Consider the following 23,098-nt stretch of genomic DNA (forward strand, 5'->3'; position numbering starts at 1 on the left):
AATGGTAATTCCCAATTTATACATAAAAATAGAGAAGGTGATGTCAAATTCGACATCACCTTCTCTATTAAAGGCTGGAATTTTCACTTATGTCACAGTCTCTTTCTCATGATGATTATGCTTGTAATAATTGAATGACTTCTCTTGCGACTGCTGCACCAGAGGCGGGGTTTTGACCTGTTACGACACGATTGTCTGCGACTGCAAATTCAGACCAATCATCGCTTTTCACGTAATTTGCTCCTTTACGCACAATTTCGTCTTCTGTTAAGAACGGTACCACTTTTTCTAAACCGACAGCCACTTCTTCTGTGTTCGCAAAGCCTGTTACTTTTTTGTTATTGATTAAATGTTCACCATTTTCATCTTTAATGTTTAATAAGCCAACAACACCGTGGCAAACACCTGATACGACGCCGCCATTTTTATAAATCGTACTCGCAATGTTTTGTAAGTTTTGATCTTCTGCAAAATCCCACATCACACCATGACCACCTGCATAGTAAATCACTTCGTATTCACTTGGATCAATGCTTTTAGCTGCCAGTGTCGTGCTTAATTGGTTTAAGAACTCATCGTTTGTATAGTATGCCCAATCTAGATCTGTCATTTGATCTGGTTGTAAGCTATGTGGATCTAATGGTGTATGACCACCTTTAGGGCTGACATAGTCTATTTCATAACCCTCTTGTTTCATTTCATGTACAAAGTGAACAGCTTCACCTAGCCATAAACCTGTCGCACGGTTTAATTCTGGATATTTTGATACATTTGTGACTACAACTAAAATCTTTTTCATAATAATTGCTCCTTTATATTTGATATGATTAGTGTAAGGGTTAAACCATACTTTAAGTCAAGGAGGAAAACACATGTATTCCATTCAACAAGCGAGCGTATTGGCACAAGTAACCGCTAGTACGATTCGTTATTACGAAAAAATCGCCCTTATCCCTTCTATTAAAAGAAATGAACAACACCATCGTATATTCGATGATCAAGACATTGAACTGCTCAATTTAATCCGTTGCTTCCGTACACTCGGTATGTCGATTGAAGATATTAAAAATAATATCACCATGATTCATACAACACATGAAACAATCAATACACAAGCGATTTTGATCGAACATAAAAAGAAGCTAGAAGAACAAATTCATATGCTAGAAGGTTATATTCACGAGATTGATCAAAAAATCGTCTCTTAGTATCGTTTCCCGATTTTTAACTGAATTAACACCAAACGCCCCTCACGATTTTTAGGAGGGGCGTTTTTACGTTATCAATTGTGTCGAGCTTATCATTTTATTTCTTTCGTACACTCACTACAAATAAACTTTCCTTCTAAATTCAAATACGCTTTAATTTCTGTAAACCCTTTACGCTTCGGGTATTTTAATTGGACAAGTACTTTTTCATCCGCTTTGATTTCTTTTTGACATTTCATGCATACTGGTTTAATCAGCGACATTTTATGTCTCCTCCCTACGATAAAATTCTTATCTATATTCTATTATCTCTATTGGCACCGTCAATAATTTTGTGTAAATGGCTCAACCCAAACTTGGTAGATCGTCACATTTAGCGATCAAACATCGCTTCTAATTCGGCACGTGCTTGGTCAAATCCAAGATGACAACGTGCGAGGAAGCGTTCCAGGGATGCTTCATTCGTAAACTGTTGCTTACATTTTGTATATTTTTTAAGTTGCTTATTCATCGATTCAATCAAATTCGTTGAGTAAATACTACGACGAATCGACTGTGGAAAGGTGTAGAACGTTAAAATGGCATCGCCTTTGACGATTGACACGAGCTTTGGATAGGCAGTCTGCCACTTCTTGAAAAAGCGTTCTTTTGAGCCGTCCAAACGAATACCAATCGCCAAATAAACGGTTTCTTTCGCCATCGTATTACGTTTGATTGGAATATACATCGCATCTAAATAGACGCATGAATAAAGATGCGACAGCTGGCGATTGTGATATGCTTCGACCTCATCATTCATCGCCTGTGTCATATTCGAAACTGTCTGCGGTGAATAGTGATGCCCAATCTCCGTCATTGTAATACCTTTTTGAAACAAGTGAATGACCGTGTTTTCAAGCGTATCGTTCGAGCGTTTATACGGTGCAAGGGTCTTTGCGATCACGTGGGATTTCAAGCTTTAAGTCACCATACTCGGTGTGCAGCGTGCGCTCGTACACACCATTTCGTGAGTTACCAGAGTTAAAGCCGATGCGATCGTATTTTTCATCGTCCAAAAACGCCGTTAACTCCTGCGCTAACAGCGTATTGACCGCTTTTTCAAGATGACTACGAAAAACTTCACTGATATTGCCATTTTGCGCTAGCGTTTGAATGATTTCTGTCGTAAACTTATCCATAGGAAGACCCTCTTTCTAGAATTGGTTGTCGTGACTTTATTCTACCAAGAATTGGGTCTTCTTTTTTTATGGATTTTTTTCATTTACACAAAATATTTTATGCTCTCATATGGATACTATACCAAAAAAGGAAATAAGGTATCTAATTTTTTTCATAATATTTTCTCCTTCTCTATAGCAAGTGGTTAAAAATGGGGAAGAATCTCATATTTATTATAAGCATTTTTCAAAACAACAAACTAATAATCCTCAATCGCCGCCTCTCTTTCAGGATGCGTGCGATTTTCACAAATAATCCCCATTTCTGAAGAACCAAACATCTTTTTAATAACTATTGATGTCAGCTCTTTTTCATCGTATTTCTGAAATACATACTTAAATACATGAAAACAAATCGGTAATGTATTAGCTACTGTTCCATCAAATTCAGAAATAATGGCTTTTATCTCATTAAGCCTCCAGTAAATGATTAATTAATCCCCAGAATATTCCTTATAATTTAGTTTAACACATCGTGTTTGTGCCATTGCCAAGTAGCTTACATAATTAAAAATTTGTCTATTTCAATTTCGCTATCGTTTTTTATCATAATTAGTTATAATAAATAGCCATGATACTATCGGATTCCGCGTTATTTCCCGTTAGAATATATCCAGCAAAAAACAACTTATTATCACTTTCTATACTTTTTTTTTAAAATAAGATTTTTTAAGATATTCTTAAAAACAAGATTCGCTTATTAGTACAAAAAGATTGAATGCAAATAACTAATTACTAATTTTAAATTCCTTTCTCATCCATTTTAAATAGTCTTTAGTAATAAATATTGGTATATCCATCAAAATCGGAACTTTTCATTACAGTATAGCGCTCCTAACAAAGAGTTTTATTTCAATTGTAAATTTATTTTTACAATCATGACTTTTATGTTACGATATTAACCATGTTATTTTTAAGTCATATTTGGAAATAAAAAGGAGGACTTCACTGTGGACAAAGAAAAGAAAACCTCTTGGCTTATTTTTACGGGTAGTACCGTTTTTTACACAGTCATTTTAATCGTGCTGTTGTATTTATATCACTACAAAGATATTCAAGGAGGTTCATTTATTTACAATGAGTTTTAGTGTGGACAATAAAACGATGTTGGAAAAAATGAAGCAATGGGCTGTAGATGATCCGAATCGCATTATGTATAAAACAAGTAACAAAGATTATACATATGGTGAGCTAGAACATTACAGTAATATTGCCGCAAGTTTTTTACAACAAACAATTCAAAGCAAAAAGCCTGTTATTATTTTTGGTGACTTACAATTTGAGATGGTGGCAATGTTTTTAGGCGCCACAAAAGCAGGGATTGCATATATCCCCATCTCTTCAGATACACCAAATGACAGACTACAATTAATTTTAGAAACAGCAGATCCTTCATTAGTTGTCATGGTTAATGAAGATGCTAGTTTTGTTTCATCTACACCAATTGTTGCATGGTCAAAAATCAAAAAATTTGATGGGCTCGTTCAAACAGAATTTTCAGGTGTACAGCAAAAAGAAACATATTACATCATTTTCACATCAGGCACGACTGGTGTACCAAAGGGCGTGCAAATCAGTCATGACAATTTATGTAGCTTCGTAGATTGGATGATTGAAGCCTTTTCCTTAAAACCTGGTCAAAATTATTTAGCACAGGCAGCGTATTCATTCGATTTATCTGTCATGGGGCTTTATCCGGCACTCGCTTCAGGTGGTATGCTATCACCACTTCATAAACATGAGGTCATTAATTTTAAAGATCTTTTCACGCGATTACCGCAATTACATGTAAACAATTGGATTTCAACACCATCATTTATAGACATTTGCTTGATGGATGAGAAATTCGATGAAGCACATTACCCTTCTATTTCTACATTCTTATTCTGTGGTGAAGAACTAGCACGCTCAACAGCCATCACATTACGCGAACGTTTCCCACAAGCGCGCGTTTTCAACACATACGGCCCTACAGAGGCAACCGTTGCTGTTTCAGCTGTTGAGATTACCGATGAGGTTCTAGCTGCCCATGAACGACTTCCTATTGGCTATGTTAAAGCGGATACACGCGTCGTCATTGATGAAAAAACAAACGAAATTATTCTTTCAGGTCCTTCTATCTCAAAAGGCTATTTAAACAATGCTGAAAAAACAGCTGAAGCCTTTTTCACATTAGATGGCGTGCCCGCCTATCATACAGGTGATGCGGGTTCATTAAAAGATGATTTACTTTTTTATGAAGGACGTATTGATTTCCAAGTGAAACTGCATGGACATCGTATCGAACTTGAAGAAGTAGACCATCATTTAGCACAATGCCAATATGTCAAACAAGCCATTGTGGTGCCAAAATTGAAAGAGAAAAAAGTCCATCAGCTCGTGGCGATTATCGTATCAAATGAATCACCATTTGATAAAGATTTCAAATTAACACGTGCCATTAAACAAGAGGCATCCGAGAAAATGATGGATTATATGATGCCACAGCGCTTTATTTATAAAGCCAATTTACCGATTACACCAAACGGTAAAATTGACCGCAAAGCGTTAATGGCTGAGGTGAATCAATGATGGAGAACATTCCTTCACTTATTCCCTACGCGAACCCAATGTATTTTATTTACGTGCTGATCGCGTTAATTCCATTAATGCTGTTTATGCTATGGAAGGGTAAACGATTACCATGGTATCAAAGCCTTGTCACATTATTTTTCTTATACATTAGTTTTGGTGGCGAGAGCTGGAAACAGGGTGTCGCGCTTATTTTGTACGTCATTTGGCAAACCATCCTTGTAGCGGCGTATCAAAAATATCGTATCAATCATAATCAAACGAGCATTTTTTACACGAGTATTGCACTCGCCATCTTACCGTTATTTTTAACGAAATTTTTCCCTCTATTTGATATCCATCTATCGTTTATCGGATTTTTAGGTATTTCTTATTTAACATTTAAAAGTGTGCAAGTGCTGATCGAATTTAGAGACGGTGTGCTAAAAACATACAATGTATGGGATTATATCCGTTTCCTACTGTTTTTCCCAACCATTTCATCTGGACCAATTGACCGTTTCCGTCGATTCCAAAAAGAATTGCATACTGCACCACAGCGTGAAGAGTATGCAGGAATGTTACAGCTAGGAATTCAGCGTATTTTCATGGGCTTCTTATACAAATTCATTCTTGGCTACTATCTTGGCAGTGTACTACTGCCATCATTTGAAAAGGCGACACTTTCTGCGGGCTTCTTCTCATGGGATCTGCTTGGCTATATGTATACATACAGTCTTTACTTATTCTTTGATTTTGCCGGTTATAGCCTATTTGCTGTAGGTGTCAGTAATTTAATGGGTTATCATACACCAATGAACTTTAATAAGCCATTTGCTTCTTGGAACATTAAAGAGTTCTGGAATCGCTGGCATATCTCGCTTTCTACATGGTTCCGAGATTATGTCTATATGCGTTTAATGTTCTTACTCATCAAGAAAAAAGTATTTAAAAGCCGTATTGTCGCTTCAAATGTAGGGTACTTTGGTTTATTCCTACTGATGGGCTTCTGGCATGGCTTTACATGGTATTACATTTTATATGGCGTCTTCCACGCAACAGCTATTTGCGTAAATGACTGGTGGCTACGTCTTAAGAAAAAACACAAAACATGGCCATCTAACAAGTGGACACATGCATTAGCAGTGGTTGTGACATTCCACATTGTCTGCGTGAGCTTCCTGATTTTCTCAGGAATTTTGGACAAACTATTTTTTAACTAAAGGAGAATAACACATGAACGAAACATTATTAGCAATTTTAGAAGAAGTTACAGGTGCGGATGTACGAGACGATTTAGATTTAGATTTATACGAGGAAGGTATTTTAGATTCATTCGGAACCGTACAATTACTTGTTGAAATTGATGGTCAATTAGGGATTCAAGTACCTGTTTCTGACTTTGAACGTGAAGACTGGCGCACACCAAATAAAATCATCGCGACAGTCGGAAGCCTAGCATAATCATGAAGAAAAAGCTTTTCTTTGCTTTTGGACCACTTATTATCGCTGTCATGATTGTAGGGATTATCTTTTTAACACCTGCTAACTCAGCTATTACAAACAACAAAGTATTGGAGCAAGCAAGTAGCTCTATGGCAGACACTGTTATACAAGGCAGTGACTTAACAAAATCTGCGCTTAAACAATCCGAATATATTCCGTTTTTTGGCTCATCTGAGCTGAGCCGATTTAGTCCGTTCCACCCATCGGTCTTATCTTACAAATATGATCGTGATTATACGCCATTTCTAATTGGCGCACCTGGTACACAATCACTCATGCATTACGCGATTATGAACAACAGTCAACAAGCACTGACGAATAAAAAAATGGTCTTTATTATTTCACCTCAGTGGTTCGTTGAAAATGGTGTGAAAGAAGATTATTTTGCAGCACATTTTTCAAAACTACAGTTATATCACTGGATGATGCATACGAAAAAAGTGACCGCTTATGAGCAGTATTATGCAAAGCGTCTTTTACAATTTGAAAATATTCAAAATTCACCTACGATGAAAGAGAATTTACAGCAAATCATGCATGGCACTGCTCTTTCTGAAAAACAAGTACGTGATTTGAAGCTTGAATATCGTGTATTAAATCGTGAGGACCGCCTATTCGGTACAATGAATATGCGGGCATCAAACAATTTATCGAAAATTCATGACTTTGAAAACATGCTGCCTACTACAGAAAATCAACAAGAATGGCTTGCTTTAGCAAATGAGCTTGGCGCTAAAGAGACTTCTTCGAATGATTTAGGCATCTCAAATGACTTTTATAATAAAAACTTAAAAGATCGTATTGAAACATTAAAAGATAAGCAGCAAAATCTTGATTATACAAAAGGGCCTGAGTTCGCAGACTTCCAACTTGTTTTAAATCAAATTGCCGCTCAAAATGCCGATGTTCTGTTTATTATTCCACCGATTAATGAAAAATGGAGTGACTACACAGGCCTATCACAAGAAATGGTTCAACAATTCGCAACGAAAATCACGACACAATTGAATGAACAAGGCTTCTATCATGTCGCTGACTTCACGAAAAAATCTGCCGAACCATACTTTATGCAAGATACGATTCACTTAGGCTGGCGCGGCTGGATTGATGTCGATAAAGCCCTTCAATCATTTATAAAAGATACAACCAAACCTCAGTATCAAATGGATGATAACTACTTATCAGAAGCGTGGCAACAGCAATAAAAAAACGTCCCGAGAAAAATCTCGGGACGTTTTTTTATATAAGTACTACTTTTTATTTTTTAGGATTGCCCTCTTTTTGCGTTAGCGCAAAGTAAAGCGCGCCTATTAAAAACAGGCCTCCTACTCCATACGCAATAAGCATCGCATAATCTACTGTATTTTTTAAAGCTAGACCGAGCATAAGTGATGATGAAAAGAGCAGTAAAAATACCGCAATATATTTTTTATTCATAACAGCATCTCCAATCGTATACTAGGTATTCAAAAATGCCCTAGAGATTTATTACTTCTATGTCTTTACTCATTTTCTAAATAGATGGTCGTATAGGTTAATAAAAATTCCGCAAACGTCGGCTCTTTTTCGAATGCAGCAATCTCTTGGTTTAATGTACCCATTTCATCCGTAATAATACCGTCTACATTCAAATAAAGTGATTGTCGCATATCCTTCTTGTCATTGACCGTCCAGACATAGACTTTTTTATTCATCATCAATGCCTTGCCAATGAAGGATGAATTTAACGTTGTTTGCTCCATTGTATAGGCATCAAAATCCGTTGTCGGGAATGAAAAGTTAAACGGCAAAATATAACTCACAAAGGCTTCAGGGTCCTCCTGCTTTAGTTCATCTGCCGCCTTGTGACTGAGTGTCTGCAGGATATGCCCATTTTTTTCAAAGTTCTTTTCGTATTGCTTGATAAATCGCGGAACCATTTCCTTCGAATCAGAAGATGACGTTTTTAATTCTACTAATAATTTTTGATGATGCCTATTCGCTACCTTTAAATAGTCATCGAAGCTCGCAATTTTCGCCTCATAACCATTTTCACGTACCGTCATTTTCTTTAACTGCTTTAATGTAAGCTCCTGTGGCTTCTTATCAACACCTGCTAATTTCTTTAAATTTTTATCATGCACAACAACGTATTTATGATCCTTTGTTTCCTGCACATCCATCTCGATATAATCTGGTTGATAATATTTTATCGTTTTTTTCATTGCAGGAATCGTATTTTGTACACCATTGCCGCTTGTTACGCCGCGATGTGAAATGGTTTCAGTTCCTTTATCAATCGTATCAGCAGAGGAAATTCCATTATAAATCGTTAAAAGTAGCACACCGGCAATTAAAAACCAATGCTTATAGCGATACGTAAAACGTGTCGGTTCTACATGCTCCTCCTCATCCGCCACAATCAATTCATTTAAAAATACCGAGCTATAGGCCACTACCGCAAAAACATTGACGAGTAAATGAACAATTTTCACAATCGTTAAATTGATAATTACTGCAGTGACAGGAATTGGAGATGGTAATAAATCAAAGCCCATTTGTAAAAAGTACACACCAAAATAAATTGCATTAGAGATTGTAAAAATCGTCACCGCAATCCATGTATAGCGAATCGCATAATGGAAAAAGCGTTTATTTGTGCGTCCCCAGCTTAAAGCTAATGCTGCTCTAAAGCCTTTTGGTCGTATAATAAGCTCCGGTAGTGTAAATACTGAGCGAATACCAATATAAAAAAGTCCCGCAATAATGAGCGCAAATCCCGTCATATAAAACGGATTATTAACAATCTCATCATAAATAAATTTCGGGAAAACAAGTTTACTTAAGAGTGGTGAATTTAAAAAGAAAACATTGAAAAATGGTAGTAAAAAGCCTAAATAACAAAAGAATAAACTAAATGTTTTCCAGTTAGTATGCGTGACAACCTGATAGACTTCCTTTACAAGTGTCTTCAGATTAAAGCAATGTTGTTTAATTTGAATAATACCGCGTAGCACAAAAACAAATTGAATAAACGTAATAAAGAGTAGTATAGCGACAGCGACAACGACAACAAGTCCGAGTGCAACAAATGGATGCTGAATAAACAGCGGCAGGGCATTTGTGTACGATAAATATGTAATATTCCCAAGCTGTAGCACCGCTGATAAGCTAAATCGGAATAATGGAATGACAATGGCTTCTAATAAAATATTCGTGCCGGTAATAACTAATAAAAAATAATACCAATGATGACTAAAATCCAACCAAATCGCATGAATAAATTTTTTATACTGTTCCATATGCTCCCTCCTCTTCAATAATCTTTCTTTCTATCATACCGTTATCTCGGTATTTTTCACACAAAAATAAGAGGCTGGGACATACGTATAAAAACAACCTCTCCTATGAGCATAAGAAAAACCGGAATCGCGCTGTGACGCGGTTCCGGTTTTTCATTGCGAACGATAAAAAAAGAAAATAACGTGTTTTGTCCCAACCTCTTTATGGACATACTGTTGCTTTTCTTGTATCAGTTCACGCTAATCCTAATATATCGGTATTTTGTGGGGCATGACCAAGTTGGCGCAGCATGGCGACAACTTGTCCTTTATGATGAAATTCATGAGTAACTGCATGCATAAGTAGCTGCCTCGGAGATTTTCGGACGATACCACTATCCGTTCTCCATGGCAGCTCCTGCTCTATGGGCTCATCCCAGTTCACTCCCTGTGAAAAAAGGTTCGCAACATACGTATCCGCTTCCTCAAAATACTGCTCAATGTCGTCAAATGTCATGCTTGCTACTTGCTGCTCTGTACGTATAGGCGTCTTTGTTTGGGCGAAAAAAAAGAACCAATCCATGCATGATAGCATCCAGCGATATGCACGAGCGTCGCTTTAATACTGAGGAAGCCAATATTTGACTCCGCAACGAGCTTCTGCTCACTTAACATGCGACATTGTGCTAAAAGAATGTGACGCGTCTGTTTTACCCAGTCATACTCGATTATTTCCATACGTGATCTCCTCGATTCCTATTACCAGTTATCCAATTCCCCAGTTTTTTTCTAACAAAAAGACACCAATAAAAAACAGCTTGCCCATTCGGACATGCTGCGAATTAATTACTATGTTGCACTAAATTTGTAATATCTCGATACGCATCATCAACTGAACGCTTATCTGCACGTAAATAACTTTTCAAACGGGAATTATCCTTGCTGTTATAACCTAAATAATAATCTTGCAATAAATTTGTATAACGAATGCTAAATTTATACATGACCTTCAAATCCATTTCCTGCGCATAATCTGTCACTAAACGTCCCATATAAATTTTGGCTAGCATCGCTTTTCGATTTTTTACATGTCTATAATTTTTATCTTCATAATCTCTTAGCAATGTATGAAAGTATTCTTTATAGTGCTCTTCTTTATAAGCTTCTTTATGTATTTTCGCGATTCCTTCCATATGACTACTCTGCGCTTCTAAGTCATTGGGATATTTCTTTATAATATATGCCGCCTTTTGGCCCAATGTTCGATTCTTTACTGCCTTTGCTTCTTTTTCTAAAATATGTTCTGGACTTTCTGCTACAGAAGCAGTTGTCACAACTTGTGTTGCTGCTGTATTTTTTGTTTCATAGGATTTCATATTAACTTTTTGCTCTGCATGTTGCAGTTTTTCCGCACTTTTTGTCTCCTCATCACAGCCTATTAACAGCAATGTTGTTAATGGGAGAATGGTTACACCTACTATTGCCCTCTTCAAGTCCCTAACTCCTTTCACTTCATCATTTTATCTACTTAAATTTTATCATTAATTACGACGTTTTTTTTAGTTTAACTCAAAAAAATATTATTTTTTAACAGAAAAACATAAAACGCTATTTTGTTTTGTGAAATCTCCAAAAAAGAAATTCGCATCAAGCTACATATTATATTAAAATAAAAAAGGCAATTCGAAAAATGACAGCTACGAAGGGAACATCAAAAAAATGAAAAAACTAAAGAAATCGCTACTAGCCGTTGCTAGCTTGTTTTTTGCAGCCTCGCTATTAGCCGCCTGTGATATCAACAGCGTATTGGATGCTGCGACAGAAATCCTCGACGACTCCTCTACAAAGGATTCCAAAACGAGTGCAAATCACGACAATCTGATCAATTATAATGATGAAACAGATAAATATAATGAAAATGTCGTTGTCTTAAAAAGTGAAGATGCCTTAACAGACGACCAGCAGCAATTTGTTGATAAAACCGATGGCAGTCCTGACTATCAAGTGGATAGTGAAGGAAAACCAACAGAGGCAACAATGATTGTGACCTATGACCGGGTTCATGCTCATTCATCAGATGTTATCGCACGCCCTGCCTTCCGTTCTGCGACACATATTGCCGGCGAATATGTGGATGGTGTCTACAACGCAGAGAAAGGCGTTTGGTACAGTCCTTCAAAGGCGAAGCTCAACAATAAAATTTTACAGCTCGATGGCTACCGAGGTTATTTATACAATAAGAGTCACTTACTTGCCTGGTCACTTGGTGGCGATATGGAAGCACATAATTTAATTTTAGGGACGCGTTCTCAAAATGTCGGTACGAATAAATCAAAAGAAGCGGGTGGGATGTCGTATCTTGAAACAAAAGTGCGAAAAGCCATCTACGCAAATCATCAAACCGAAATTTTCTATCAAGCAACCCCTATTTATAAAACAAATGAAATCATGCCTCGCGGTGTGTTAGTACGTGCCTACTCGATTAACGATGCTGGTAAAACATTAAATGAAACAGCCTATACGATTAACACGCAAAGTGGCGTCACAATCGATTACACAAACGGTACATTTACAACACATTAATTAAAACCATCTTTTTCAGGACTTCCTGAAGAAAGATGGTTTTTTCATACTGTATGATTAATCATTTGCCCATAATAATGTATTTTCTAGCATTGATTTTTTACCAACGGAAAGCGTCACTGTATTATTTGCGCGACTTTTATGCATTAAATAGTATTTACCTGCCTTATAAGCATCACGATAAATATAACTATCATAAAATTGCCCTCCGATAGATGTCGACTGCCCAAAAGTTTGATACATAACAGTTGGCGTTAATTTTTTTGTAAAACTTGTTTGTTTAAAGGTACGATCAATTGCAGTTACCTTGGTTTTACTCGTTACATCAGATTTTGTGTATCGATTAAAGAAATACATCGTTGTGGCATGTTTAGAAGCGTAGTACGTTCCCATTTCAGAATCGTATAATTTTCCACCCTTTACTTGCTTTTTTAAAGCTTGATAGGTCGTTCCAATGGCACCATTTGTTTTAGGTAACTTTCCTTTTACAGCAAGTTTCTTAACTGATTTGGGAGACTCCTTTGCTTCCGCAACATTCGCACTACCTAACATTAATGTCGCCGTTAATGCGACCCCTAGTAATTTTTTCATTGATTCTACTCCTTTTCCAGTATAATTAGTTGAGAACATCTTCAAATTCATTTTATACCAAAAAAAGGAATAAAAGAAGGTTAAATAAATTAAAAAACCATAACTCATGCTTTCGCAATCATCATGGCTTCTGTTATCTATTGATTTGCTTCCCATTCTTCCCGAAGCATTCCCATACGAATGGAATCATAATACACACCGTCATAATAACGAACTTTGCGAATGCGCGCTTCTAGCTGCATGCCTAACTTCTCACCTACTCGAATCATTCGTTCATTTCCAGACCATGTCGTGTAGCCCACACGAACGAGTGGCATCGTCGTAAACAAATGCTGTATCCATAAGCGTAGGGCACGTGTCCCAATGCCTTTCCCCCATGACTGCGATTCCTGAAGAACAATGCCCATTTCAAGCCATTTTGATGGCTCATGCTCCCAATAATACGAAATGGTTCCACGAATGACACCTTCAACTTCAATTGCCCAGTAGCTATCATCACCTATCCAGTTTTCCTTTGTTTCTAAAAACTGTTCATATGTTTTTGTATGATGCGAATAGTACGGTGCATCCCACTTTTTCCATTCTGGCTGCGCGTCCTTATAAATGAGCTCCCAAATGCGATATAAATCATCTTCAACAATTGGGCGAAGTGTTAATTCTTTGTCTGTATACATGGATATCCTCTTTTCAAAAGTTAATATGAATGGATTGAAAAGAGCTGTAGAAACTACTTTTCAATCACCTTCGTTACCTGTTTCATATCGATCATTCCTTTCTACATTAAATTAACTTTATGATAGCATGTTTTTGTATAGAAATACTTTTTTTAACAAAAAAGGCCTTCGGAAAATTCTGAAAGCCTGTCGTTTACGCCTATTGTCGTTCAAAAGCTATGTATCGTGTCCCTTGAAATGTCAGCATCCCCATATCCTTATCTGCGAGCATCCCAAATTCCTTACCGTTTAATTTCAACTCCATACGGTCCCCGCTTTGTACTTCAAATGTCGCATAATACGTCGTATAGGAATGATTGCCTTGTACATCTGTTCTCTTTGAAATAACTTCCGCCGGTACGGTAAGTTGCGGAGCGTTGTTATTATCCACGTTCTCTTTCACTTTAGAAACGCCTAAAAAGATAATAGAGCCAAACACAATGACTGCAATAATTATGATGAAAATAGGCGCACTATCAAATAAAATCGTATCATCAAAAAACATTTTTATTCCCCCTTTAACTAATTATACGAAACGATTTCTATTTAGTTTCAAAAAAAAGAAAAATGCTTTCTGTATTTAATCTGATTTAAAGACATACTTCATATTGCTAATTAAAGACTACTTTTCCAATCAAAGGACCATTTGGTATAATAAAGATATGAAATCGCTTGAAACAAAAAAGGAAAGCGAGGAATCGGTATGATTAGTTTAGTAAAAGGACAAAAAGTAGATTTAACAAAAGGTAATGAGCAGTTAAATATGGTGACAGTTGGGCTAGGATGGGACCCGGTAAGTAAAGGAGAGCAGGGTGGATTTTTCAAAAAGCTAAAGTCAGCAGTTGTTAGTATTGACTGTGATGCTTCTGTATTTATGTTGAAAAATGATCGTTTAGAAAGCGATAAGGATATTATTTCATTTACGCGTCTAAAAAGTGCGGATGGCTCGGTGAAGCATAGTGGTGATAATTTGACGGGCGCTGGTGACGGGGATGATGAGCAAATTGTTGTTAAATTAAAAGAGGTGCCTGAGCAATTTAATCGCTTAGTATTTGTTGTAAATATTTTCGGCGCCAAGCTGAAAAAACAACATTTCGGCCTTATTCAAAACGCTTATATTCGCATTTTTGATGACCGTAATCAGGAGCTCATTCGTTTTAATTTATCGGATGATTATAATGAGCAAACTGCGCTTATTACAGGTGAAATTTATCGTCATAACGGCGAATGGAAATTCAATGCTGTTGGTACAGGTACAACAGATGCGACGATTTCACAACTGGCAAAACGGTATCAATAGAAAAAAGAGGCTGATGCATTTGCGTCAGCCTTTTTTTATAGTATTTTTGACATATGGACTTCATTTACATAGGCTTCGTCTATTTTCAGTGAATCCTTTTTAATGCCCTCTACCTCAAAACCCATTTTCTTATACAGATGAAGAGCCTGCGTATTATGCTCAATAACCGTTAATTCTAAACGATGTATGGCTGCTTCCTTCGCCCACGTTATCATCGCGCCAAATAGCGCTGTTCCGACACCTTTTCCGCGACTCGCATCATGCACACCAAGCATAACAGCCGCCCGATGTGACGTACGCTGCAACTGCTCCCCTCTTATCATCGCATAGCCGAGGATGTTTCCCTGCTCTACTGCTACAAAGAACTTCGCCTTTGGTGCTTCGCCTAATTGATGAATTAGCTGTTGAAGCCCAGATTCCTCTATGTTGCGTTCGCCTGAATTAAATAGCATCCAGCCTGATGCCTCTACATTCTCCATGACGCCCGCAATTTGTGGCGCATCCTCTAGTACCGCTTGTCGAACAATCACAAAATCCCCTCCCTATCATTCATTTCATTATCCATGTTAGGATTTTTTTGTCAATTCCTACTAAAAAAACAGAAACCGCCTTATGACGATTTCTGCCTATTTATATTATGCGTCGTGCATTTTTACTGCATGCACGTAATGAATCGTTTCAAATGCTTGTAAATTATCGGTGCGATGTGCAAAGTAGCGCTGTTGAATGTCCTCAGGAGTTAAATGCTCATACAAGCCAAGCTCGCTCTCCTCTAGCATCGTGATGAGCTCTGGTAAGGAAAGGGCACAGTGCATCGGCTCACCAGAAGCCGCGGCTAGCTGGACCATATGCGCTACACGCTCATAAATGCCCTTTGTCTCAAAAAGCTGCTCATCTGCATAATCAAAAACAATAGCGCTACCCTGTGGCACTTGTTCAAATAAATTGTTGAGTAATTGCTGAAGAAGCGGCTTTGTTAAATAATACGTCACGCCTAATAAGCTGAATACCGTTTTTTTATGCGGGTCAAATCCTGCATCAATTAATGGAGCCAGTGAAAATTCCTTCGTAAAATCCATTGCAACGAAATGTACATTGACTGGTGTTGTTAAATCAGCCTCTTTGATACGCTGTTGTTTAAATTGTTGTGTCGACGGATGATCCACTTCAAATACAGCTACATCTAAGCCTCGATGACGCCAAGCAAATGTATCCAGCCCCGCACCTAATATTACATATTGTGTCGCGCCAAGCATGACCTCATTTTCGACGACCTCTTCTGTGTACGCTGCTCTTGCGATAGGTGTAGGAGATAGCTGAATATGTGACACCCACTGTAGCATTGCCTGCTGATTGCCCTTTAAGCTTTCAAAGGTTTCTGGACTGAAAAAAGATAGTCCCTGCGCCATATTACTTGAGATGGCTTCATATTCTGCTTCTGTTAAAAGTTGCGCGGCCACCGTATCATTAAAAATAATCGGCTGGTCCTCTCGCGCATGATACGCTCTACTAAAGGCTGACACTAACGACGTTAAACTTGATTCATCTTGCTTCATCTAAAACACTCCATAAAAAAAAGATTCCCCTGGCCAGGAGAATCTTATGGTAACACGTTAAAATTAATATGTAAATTATAGCACAAAAAAGTTTTTTTGTCAATTTTTTCATCTTTAAATTCATGTGTTTTTTATTTAAAAAATCGCCATGTAGGATTTCTATGCTATTATAAGTTAGTTATTTTAATATGAATAAAGGAGATTCAAATGGGCAGTATGAAACAACAATGGTTCGGAAATATCCGAGCCGATATTTTATCAGGAATTGTCGTCGCACTTGCACTTATTCCGGAAGCACTCGCCTTCTCGATTATTGCAGGCGTCGATCCAATGGTCGGCCTTTATGCATCCTTTTGTATCGCTGTCATCATCGCATTTGTTGGTGGCCGCCCCGGGATGATTTCTGCCGCAACCGGCTCAATGGCACTCTTAATGGTGCCACTTGTAAAAGATTATGGCTTAGATTATTTATTAGCCGCAACCATTTTAACCGGTATTATTCAAATTATTTTTGGTGTATGCAAAATTGCGAAGCTTATGAAGTTTATTCCAAATGCTGTTATGATTGGCTTTGTTAATGCACTCGCTATTTTAATTTTTTTAGCGCAAATGCCACATATTATTGGCGCAAACAGTACAACCTTTATCTTTTTAGCCATTACACTCGTTATTGTGTATCTTTTACCGAAGTTTCTTAAAGTCATTCCAGCTCCATTAATCGCCATCGTGATTTTAACGGCTGTAGCTATTTTTAGTGGCGCTCATTTGAAAACAGTTGGTGATCTCGGTACGATTACGCAAACATTGCCGAACTTCTTCATCCCAAATGTACCGTTTACATTTGAAACACTCACAATCATTTTCCCGTATGCACTGGCACTAGCGATTGTTGGCTTATTAGAATCGCTATTAACTGCACAAATTGTCGATGATATGACCGACACCGAAAGTGATAAAAACAAGGAATCTCGTGGTCAAGGGATTGCGAATGTCATTAACGGCTTCTTTGGTGGTATGGCCGGCTGTGCGATGATTGGTCAATCGGTTATTAACACGAAATCTGGGGGTCGCGGTCGCCTCTCCACCTTTGTAGCAGGAGCCTTTTTAATGTTTTTAATCATTGTGCTTGGTCCACTTGTCGTTCAAATCCCAATGGCTGTACTTGCCGGGATTATGATTGTCGTGTGTATCGGGACCTTTGATTGGGGCTCATTTAAATACCTTATGAAAGCACCTCGCTCAGATGCCTTTGTGATGGTTGCAACAGTTGTCATTGTCGTATGGACAAATGATTTATCAAAAGGCGTTATCGCCGGGGTTATCCTCAGCGCACTATTTTTTGTTATCAAAATTTCTAGCGTCAAGGTTATTGAAAAAGGAACAACCTATCAGATTGAAGGGCAGCTTTTCTTCGCTTCAACAGAAAGCTTTGTTGACTATTTTAAAAATCAACCACTAGCAGCAACTGCGATTACCATTGATTTTACGAATAGTAAAATTTGGGATGAATCGGCTGTCGTCGCCATTATGAAAGTAGAAGAGTTACTAAAACAACAACAAATTGATGTGCACTACGAAGGATTAGATGCCTCCAGTCAAAAAATCCTCGAGCAGTTGCATCCATAGGAAAGGTAGGGATTTTCATGTATCAGCATATTTTACTAGCCGTCGATGGTTCAGAAAATGCCATACGTGCCGCAAAGGAAGCTGTGAAACTCGCACAGCTTTCAGCAGATTCCATTATTGAAATTGTCTTTGTTGTAGACTTCGATCAATCGAAAAAAGATTTACTTCATGCAAAATCATCCGATGCACTCCTTTTAGAACGCCGCAAAACGCTTTATCCTATTGAACAATTGCTAAAAGAAGCAATTGTAACGTATAAAGTGACGATTTTGCATGGTACACCAGGTCCGGTCATTGTTGATTATACAAACAAGCAACAAGCCGATCTAATTGTGCTCGGTAGTCGTGGATTAAATAGTCTACAGGAAATGGTGCTCGGTAGCGTCAGTCATAAAATTATGAAGCGTGTCACTTGCCCAGCATTGATTGTGAAGTAACCAAAAGAAGGTTTATACGTGTAAAAATAACCGCTTCTGGGAGGATAAGAAAAACCGGAATCGCGCGCTGGCGCGGTTCCGGTTTTTCATTGCGAACACTAAAAAAGGAAAATGACCTGTTTTGTCTCAGCTTCTTTTTTATTATAAAAATAATTGTTGGTGCTCATACTGGGTGAATAAATCAAAATTCCCGATAGTTGTTTTGTATTTCGTACGGATTTTTTTCATTTGATCACCATACACACTAATAGTCTTATAGTTAGCTGCGCGTTGCTCCCAGTTTTTCTCATGCCCTAACTCTTCATTAATAACGGTTAGTGTCGTATGATAATGCTTTAAAAACTTTACTTGTACGGCTGTTAGAGTCCCTGAATTTAATACATTTTCCACAACCTGAATCGAACCGTCCACTTTTTCAGGATACGTATTCACGTTTTCTGTTACATCCTGATGGTACTGCTTTAAGAGCATAACGACTTCTTCAGGTGCAAAATATGGCTTCGCATCTTCTGTTTCACTGTAATCTTTCGCAGCTCTTTTTAATTTATTTTCGAGTGCAGATGCCGGATACTCTTTTTGATTTTCATTTGTGCTAATCTTAGCGGCTGTCTTAGATACAGAATCTTCTTTTTCAGCAACAGTTTCGTTCGCATTAGAAGCTTGCTCTGTCTTTACAGTTTCTTCTGGTTTCGCCACATCATTCTGTGAAGGCTTGTTCACTAGAAAAATCGTAAAAATAACGACGAGAATACCTAGACCACTTAACACACCTATTATCGTTTTTTTATTGTATTTATTCATAATTTTCGATTTACTTGTTGCACCAAGTAAATAGCTCCACTCCCTTAGAATATAGTATTATTCTTTTTATAAACATATATAAAACACAAATATATAATATATGTTTTTTTTACATAATACTAATTGTATAGGTGAGGAAAGTATTTTGAAATTACAATTCGATTAAATAATAACTATAGTGTGATAAAAAAGTCATGTTTTTTTAATATTATTAATATTAAATGTATTTTTTTACTATTAAAGATGAAATTGGTATTTTTAATTCTTTAAAAAGCTTAAATAATTCCTTTACTTCTTAATAGTTGAACTTCTTCCTTTAAACCTTTTTCTATTGAACGTGGATTATAATTAAATTCCTTTTTAACTTTTGCGTGTGAATAGGACTTATGCTCCTGCAGTCTTAGCACTTGCTCAGTGGAAATAATAGGTTTGGGTGTTAAATTGTATAGACGAATAAGGAATAACGCCATATTATAAGGGATTTTCACTATGAAAACGTTACGACCAAGCTGTTTTGTAATAAAGCGTACGATTTCTCCATATGTTAAGACACTCCCACCTGATAAATCAAAATGAGCATTACGAATATCTGGACGTTGATACACACTATAAATCGCTTGACCTAAATCTTCCACATGGACAGGCTGCATTAACGCTTCCCCCTGTCCAAACACTGGAAATGCCGGCACTTTATTTAAAAAGCGAATTAATTTTTGCATATTATGATCGCGTTCATTTCCATAAATCATTGTAGGACGTAAAATGACATAGCTTGTATGTTCAAATGTTTGATTAAAAAGACGGGTTTCAATTTCTTGGTAAAGTGCATTACAAGAACGGTAGCGAGAATAAATTCCCGTAGTATGCACAGCTATCACGCGCGGTACATGGTATTTTTCAGCTAATGACATGATCAATTCTGTATAACGAATATTTGCGATATGAATAATTTCTTTAAATTGATACCGCTGAAATAGGGATTCAACAAATACTGCATCTGTCAAATCCCCTTTTTCACAAATAATAGTGTCAGGGAAATTTTGAATTTTTCTACTCACTGTCACGATTTCTTCATTTAAACAGTGCTTCAAAAATTCCTGTCCTGTATTTCCAGTTAATCCGGTCACAAAAATCATACCTGCACCTCTTCATTACGACTTTTAAAACGAAACAATTCATTATGTTTATGAGAGTGCAATAATTGTACGGCCTAAATGCTCGCCTTTTTTAATTGCTTCAATGGTTTCTGGTACTTGTTCAAGTGTAATTTCATCACTTAATGTGGTTTGTGCAATATGCCATGTTGTCGCAAGCTTTTGCCATATTGCTTGTCGCTCTTCAGCTGGGAAAAACACCGAATCAATCCCTAGCAAGTGAATACCACGAAGAATAAATGGTAAGACAGTCGTTGATAATTTAATACCTCCTGCATTACCGCACATACTAATGCTACCACCGTAATGAATCAGCGGTATAATCGCTGCCGCAACATCGCCACCAACCGTATCGACTACATAATGATATTGTTGTTTGCCAAGTGGTTTCTTTTGTTCCTCTAGTGTGCTTGCAAAGACGACTTCCGTTGCGCCAAGTGATGTCGCAATCTCTACTTGATGCTCTTTTCGTACAAGCGCTGTAATATTTTCATAGCCAAGCTTCGCTAAAATTTGAATCGCCACACTACCAACGCCACCTGTTGCGCCGGTCACTAAAATCGATGGCTGCTTATCAGGTGTCATACCGTCCTGCTCTAACGCTTGAATAGATAGCGCTGCTGTAAATCCGGCTGTACCGTAAATCATCGCCTCTTTAAGTGATAAACCATCCGGTAATGGGACGACCCACTCAGCGGGAATGCGCGCATACTCGGCAAAGCCACCTGTATGAGTAATACCTGTACCAAATCCCGTCACTAGCACTTGTTGTTGTTCACTAAACTGTGGGGCATTTGAATGGATAACAGTCCCACTCAAATCAATCCCTGGAATCATCGGATAATCGCGAATGACGCCACCCTTTGCTTGTACCGCGAGCATATCTTTATAGTTGATAGATGAATAAGCTACCTTAATTAATACTTCCCCTGCTGATAGATCATCGAGGGTAATCGCTTCTACAGCATATGTAACCTCATCTTGCTCTTTTTTTACGATAATTGCATTAAATTGTTCCATATTATCCCTTCTTCCCCTACATAGTTTCGTTCTACACCAAAAATTAACATTTGCTACTAAGCTTTGTCAAACGACATCCTACTTACCCGTGTTATAGACTGTACGGATGCTGCAATAATTTTGCAAGCGCCACAAACAGCGCATATTGCTCGTCATTGCCCCAATCCTCTGCTGCATCAGCCATCAGCCACAGCACCTCATCTAAAAATAAATGATGTACGACAGCCTGCCAATGCTCGTGCTCACTAGCAGTTAATGTAATAGACTCGCCGTAGCCTTTCATAAACTCTCGCCACTGTTGCTCTGTAAAGGGCTGATTGCTTACTTCATTATGGAAAAGTAGAAGCACAAGCGCTAAATCTACAATACGCGGTAAAAAGGTTGCATTATCTGGATCGATAACGACTGGCTGCGGGGTATATACTAAATTTTGCGCTTTATAATCATAGGGTGATGCAACCATGGGTAGTGGCTGCTGTGCTAATTCCTGCTGACGCAACACAGCCGCTTCAAGTATGTCTGTCGCGAGCACAAATTCTCGCTTCGATTCCACTGCATGCTGTTGAATCGTCGCCAAATCCTCTGCTAATTCCTCTAGCGTAAAATCATAGACATCATACACATCTAAAGAATAGACATTTGTTGATGCAGAAGCGGCATGAATCTTCCCAAGAAGTCGTCCTGCTGCCTGAATATCCTCAAGAGATTCGTTATAAATACGGCCTTCTACAAAGGGATACATTGTAAAGATACGCTCTTCGAATAATTGACGCGGTGCAATTGGCGCAACAATCGCAATAGCTCGTCGCTGTAAATCCTCTAGAAACAACGTCAAATCATGCTTTTTTTGTGTACGCTTCACAATAACGGAACCTATTTTAAAAACAGGTGAGTACGGATAAATACTCTGTGGTGCTTCCGACACCTGAAGACCAAATTGCTGCAATAATTTTTTTGCATCCATTCTAACACCTCTTTCTTTATTAAAGTTCATCTGTATCTAGCTCAACTGCATAGGACATGCCTAAATAACGATAATGAATTTCCACACTAGTAATCGGTTGCTTATTCATAATAGACAATCCATATACATTCATCGATTCTTTAGCATTCAATTGCTCCTCAATCATTCCTTTTTTAATATGCCCATCCTTTAAACTCATAAAATGAACATCCTTTGCTTCCGGAGAATGAAATGTATCAACTAACACAAAGCCCTGCTCTGCATTATTAATTTGCATTTTAACATCGGTAGGCTCTTCGTTATTATTAATCAATACATCGGTTAGTTGAATATCACGAAAGCCCTTATTACCTAACTCGATAATAATAGATGTTCGATCACCATTTGTACTAAATGCGCCATGTTCTAAAGGTGGCGTTTTTTGCAGCCACATCCCCGCACCGACAACTAGTAAGGTCATAATAAGCGCTATACTGACTACTATTTTTTTCATTACAGCTCACTCCTTTTTTTACATGACGAATTGTAATATTAAGTGCACCACTCAAAATAAATAAAAAAAGACCCATTCAATATGAGCCTGTATAATTAAAGTTCCTACACCAAAATCAA

General features: G+C 37.6%; 28 protein-coding genes and 1 pseudogene. 10 read left to right on the forward strand and 19 right to left on the reverse strand.

Going from position 1 to position 23,098, the window contains the following annotated elements:
* Nucleotides 1-115: 115 nt before the first annotated feature.
* Nucleotides 116-799, reverse strand: a complete 684-nt coding sequence (locus ACFSY7_RS06580; protein ID WP_380147272.1) for a type 1 glutamine amidotransferase domain-containing protein — start codon at nucleotides 797-799, stop codon at nucleotides 116-118.
* A 73-nt stretch (nucleotides 800-872) separates the two neighbouring features.
* On the opposite strand from ACFSY7_RS06580, the gene ACFSY7_RS06585 reads away from it, so the two are divergent.
* A complete protein-coding gene (locus ACFSY7_RS06585) occupies nucleotides 873-1,208 on the forward strand; it encodes a MerR family transcriptional regulator (RefSeq protein ID WP_380147273.1) in 336 nt (111 codons plus the stop codon).
* A 92-nt stretch (nucleotides 1,209-1,300) separates the two neighbouring features.
* Here the strand turns inward: ACFSY7_RS06585 and ACFSY7_RS06590 are convergent, their stop codons facing one another.
* The 3 genes and pseudogenes from ACFSY7_RS06590 to ACFSY7_RS06600 all read right to left on the reverse strand — a co-directional run bounded on the left by ACFSY7_RS06590 (nucleotide 1,301) and on the right by ACFSY7_RS06600 (nucleotide 2,856).
* A complete protein-coding gene (locus ACFSY7_RS06590; protein WP_380147274.1) occupies nucleotides 1,301-1,471 on the reverse strand; it encodes a Fe3+ hydroxamate ABC transporter substrate-binding protein in 171 nt (56 codons plus the stop codon).
* 110 nt (nucleotides 1,472-1,581) lie between these two features.
* Nucleotides 1,582-2,386 (reverse strand): annotated as a pseudogene (locus ACFSY7_RS06595) (transposase).
* A gap of 239 nt (nucleotides 2,387-2,625) precedes the next feature.
* On the reverse strand, nucleotides 2,626-2,856 hold the full coding sequence (locus tag ACFSY7_RS06600; RefSeq protein ID WP_380147298.1) for an HAD hydrolase-like protein: 231 nt from the start codon (nucleotides 2,854-2,856) through the stop codon (nucleotides 2,626-2,628).
* A gap of 519 nt (nucleotides 2,857-3,375) precedes the next feature.
* Between ACFSY7_RS06600 and ACFSY7_RS06605 the strand changes: the two genes are divergently transcribed.
* Genes ACFSY7_RS06605 through dltD form a run of 5 tightly spaced genes read left to right on the forward strand, consistent with a single transcriptional unit; the run spans nucleotide 3,376 to nucleotide 7,686 of the window.
* The gene (locus ACFSY7_RS06605; RefSeq protein ID WP_126989882.1) at nucleotides 3,376-3,513 is read left to right on the forward strand and encodes a teichoic acid D-Ala incorporation-associated protein DltX; all 138 of its coding nucleotides are present in this window, start codon (nucleotides 3,376-3,378) and stop codon (nucleotides 3,511-3,513) included.
* The gene (gene dltA / locus ACFSY7_RS06610; RefSeq protein WP_380147275.1) at nucleotides 3,503-4,996 is read left to right on the forward strand and encodes a D-alanine--poly(phosphoribitol) ligase subunit DltA; all 1,494 of its coding nucleotides are present in this window, start codon (nucleotides 3,503-3,505) and stop codon (nucleotides 4,994-4,996) included. The genes ACFSY7_RS06605 and dltA overlap by 11 nt, the downstream gene beginning before the upstream one ends.
* Nucleotides 4,993-6,198, forward strand: coding sequence for a D-alanyl-lipoteichoic acid biosynthesis protein DltB (gene dltB, locus ACFSY7_RS06615; protein ID WP_380147276.1), 1,206 nt, complete (start codon nucleotides 4,993-4,995; stop codon nucleotides 6,196-6,198). Before dltA ends, dltB begins: the two co-directional genes overlap by 4 nt.
* 13 nt (nucleotides 6,199-6,211) lie before the next feature.
* Complete coding sequence (gene dltC / locus ACFSY7_RS06620) at nucleotides 6,212-6,439, forward strand: D-alanine--poly(phosphoribitol) ligase subunit DltC (RefSeq protein WP_126989879.1); 228 nt, start codon at nucleotides 6,212-6,214, stop codon at nucleotides 6,437-6,439.
* A gap of 2 nt (nucleotides 6,440-6,441) precedes the next feature.
* Nucleotides 6,442-7,686, forward strand: coding sequence for a D-alanyl-lipoteichoic acid biosynthesis protein DltD (dltD, locus tag ACFSY7_RS06625; protein WP_380147277.1), 1,245 nt, complete (start codon nucleotides 6,442-6,444; stop codon nucleotides 7,684-7,686).
* 52 nt (nucleotides 7,687-7,738) lie between these two features.
* Here dltD and ACFSY7_RS06630 read toward each other — a convergent pair whose 3' ends face one another.
* The 5 genes from ACFSY7_RS06630 to ACFSY7_RS06650 all read right to left on the reverse strand — a co-directional run bounded on the left by ACFSY7_RS06630 (nucleotide 7,739) and on the right by ACFSY7_RS06650 (nucleotide 11,234).
* Complete coding sequence (locus ACFSY7_RS06630; RefSeq protein WP_380147278.1) at nucleotides 7,739-7,918, reverse strand: hypothetical protein; 180 nt, start codon at nucleotides 7,916-7,918, stop codon at nucleotides 7,739-7,741.
* Nucleotides 7,919-7,983: 65 nt separating this feature from the next.
* A complete protein-coding gene (locus ACFSY7_RS06635; RefSeq protein WP_380147280.1) occupies nucleotides 7,984-9,762 on the reverse strand; it encodes a glycerophosphoryl diester phosphodiesterase membrane domain-containing protein in 1,779 nt (592 codons plus the stop codon).
* Between the two features lie 235 nt (nucleotides 9,763-9,997).
* A complete protein-coding gene (locus ACFSY7_RS06640) occupies nucleotides 9,998-10,324 on the reverse strand; it encodes a DinB family protein (RefSeq protein ID WP_380147281.1) in 327 nt (108 codons plus the stop codon).
* Complete coding sequence (locus ACFSY7_RS06645; protein ID WP_380147282.1) at nucleotides 10,264-10,479, reverse strand: DinB family protein; 216 nt, start codon at nucleotides 10,477-10,479, stop codon at nucleotides 10,264-10,266. The genes ACFSY7_RS06640 and ACFSY7_RS06645 overlap by 61 nt, the downstream gene beginning before the upstream one ends.
* A gap of 104 nt (nucleotides 10,480-10,583) precedes the next feature.
* Complete coding sequence (locus ACFSY7_RS06650; RefSeq protein ID WP_380147283.1) at nucleotides 10,584-11,234, reverse strand: hypothetical protein; 651 nt, start codon at nucleotides 11,232-11,234, stop codon at nucleotides 10,584-10,586.
* Between the two features lie 226 nt (nucleotides 11,235-11,460).
* On the opposite strand from ACFSY7_RS06650, the gene ACFSY7_RS06655 reads away from it, so the two are divergent.
* Entirely contained in the window at nucleotides 11,461-12,324 is an 864-nt protein-coding gene (locus ACFSY7_RS06655; RefSeq protein WP_380147284.1) for a DNA/RNA non-specific endonuclease, read from the forward strand.
* Nucleotides 12,325-12,381: 57 nt separating this feature from the next.
* Here ACFSY7_RS06655 and ACFSY7_RS06660 read toward each other — a convergent pair whose 3' ends face one another.
* The 3 genes from ACFSY7_RS06660 to ACFSY7_RS06670 form a co-directional block, all read right to left on the reverse strand.
* Nucleotides 12,382-12,915, reverse strand: a complete 534-nt coding sequence (locus ACFSY7_RS06660) for a hypothetical protein (protein ID WP_380147285.1) — start codon at nucleotides 12,913-12,915, stop codon at nucleotides 12,382-12,384.
* 137 nt (nucleotides 12,916-13,052) lie between these two features.
* Nucleotides 13,053-13,589, reverse strand: a complete 537-nt coding sequence (locus tag ACFSY7_RS06665; RefSeq protein ID WP_380147286.1) for a GNAT family N-acetyltransferase — start codon at nucleotides 13,587-13,589, stop codon at nucleotides 13,053-13,055.
* 199 nt (nucleotides 13,590-13,788) lie between these two features.
* Nucleotides 13,789-14,133: a DUF2500 domain-containing protein gene (locus tag ACFSY7_RS06670; protein WP_380147287.1), complete on the reverse strand. Its 345-nt coding sequence runs from the start codon at nucleotides 14,131-14,133 to the stop codon at nucleotides 13,789-13,791.
* Nucleotides 14,134-14,331: 198 nt separating this feature from the next.
* Here ACFSY7_RS06670 and ACFSY7_RS06675 point away from each other — a divergent pair, with 198 nt between their 5' ends.
* Entirely contained in the window at nucleotides 14,332-14,928 is a 597-nt protein-coding gene (locus ACFSY7_RS06675; RefSeq protein WP_126990393.1) for a TerD family protein, read from the forward strand.
* Between the two features lie 35 nt (nucleotides 14,929-14,963).
* On the opposite strand, the gene ACFSY7_RS06680 is transcribed toward ACFSY7_RS06675, so the two are convergent.
* Both ACFSY7_RS06680 and ACFSY7_RS06685 read right to left on the reverse strand, forming a co-directional pair.
* Complete coding sequence (locus ACFSY7_RS06680) at nucleotides 14,964-15,458, reverse strand: GNAT family N-acetyltransferase (protein ID WP_380147288.1); 495 nt, start codon at nucleotides 15,456-15,458, stop codon at nucleotides 14,964-14,966.
* Between the two features lie 105 nt (nucleotides 15,459-15,563).
* Nucleotides 15,564-16,484 (reverse strand): class I SAM-dependent methyltransferase, encoded by a 921-nt coding sequence (locus ACFSY7_RS06685; RefSeq protein ID WP_380147289.1) that lies wholly within the window; start codon nucleotides 16,482-16,484, stop codon nucleotides 15,564-15,566.
* 207 nt (nucleotides 16,485-16,691) lie between these two features.
* Here ACFSY7_RS06685 and ACFSY7_RS06690 point away from each other — a divergent pair, with 207 nt between their 5' ends.
* A complete protein-coding gene (locus tag ACFSY7_RS06690) occupies nucleotides 16,692-18,110 on the forward strand; it encodes a SulP family inorganic anion transporter (RefSeq protein ID WP_380147290.1) in 1,419 nt (472 codons plus the stop codon).
* 17 nt (nucleotides 18,111-18,127) lie between these two features.
* On the forward strand, nucleotides 18,128-18,547 hold the full coding sequence (locus ACFSY7_RS06695) for a universal stress protein (RefSeq protein ID WP_380147291.1): 420 nt from the start codon (nucleotides 18,128-18,130) through the stop codon (nucleotides 18,545-18,547).
* Nucleotides 18,548-18,688: 141 nt separating this feature from the next.
* Here ACFSY7_RS06695 and ACFSY7_RS06700 read toward each other — a convergent pair whose 3' ends face one another.
* From ACFSY7_RS06700 to ACFSY7_RS06720, 5 genes are all read right to left on the reverse strand, one after another.
* On the reverse strand, nucleotides 18,689-19,348 hold the full coding sequence (locus ACFSY7_RS06700) for a hypothetical protein (RefSeq protein ID WP_380147292.1): 660 nt from the start codon (nucleotides 19,346-19,348) through the stop codon (nucleotides 18,689-18,691).
* A gap of 275 nt (nucleotides 19,349-19,623) precedes the next feature.
* Complete coding sequence (locus ACFSY7_RS06705) at nucleotides 19,624-20,484, reverse strand: NAD-dependent epimerase/dehydratase family protein (protein ID WP_380147294.1); 861 nt, start codon at nucleotides 20,482-20,484, stop codon at nucleotides 19,624-19,626.
* Between the two features lie 48 nt (nucleotides 20,485-20,532).
* Nucleotides 20,533-21,522 (reverse strand): YhdH/YhfP family quinone oxidoreductase, encoded by a 990-nt coding sequence (locus ACFSY7_RS06710; RefSeq protein ID WP_380147295.1) that lies wholly within the window; start codon nucleotides 21,520-21,522, stop codon nucleotides 20,533-20,535.
* A gap of 91 nt (nucleotides 21,523-21,613) precedes the next feature.
* The gene (locus ACFSY7_RS06715; RefSeq protein WP_380147296.1) at nucleotides 21,614-22,486 is read right to left on the reverse strand and encodes a phosphotransferase enzyme family protein; all 873 of its coding nucleotides are present in this window, start codon (nucleotides 22,484-22,486) and stop codon (nucleotides 21,614-21,616) included.
* A 19-nt stretch (nucleotides 22,487-22,505) separates the two neighbouring features.
* Entirely contained in the window at nucleotides 22,506-22,979 is a 474-nt protein-coding gene (locus ACFSY7_RS06720) for a hypothetical protein (RefSeq protein WP_380147297.1), read from the reverse strand.
* Nucleotides 22,980-23,098: the final 119 nt, after the last annotated feature.

This window comes from Kurthia populi (genome assembly GCF_042686175.1).
Classification (GTDB): Bacteria; Bacillota; Bacilli; order Bacillales_A; family Planococcaceae; genus Kurthia; species Kurthia populi.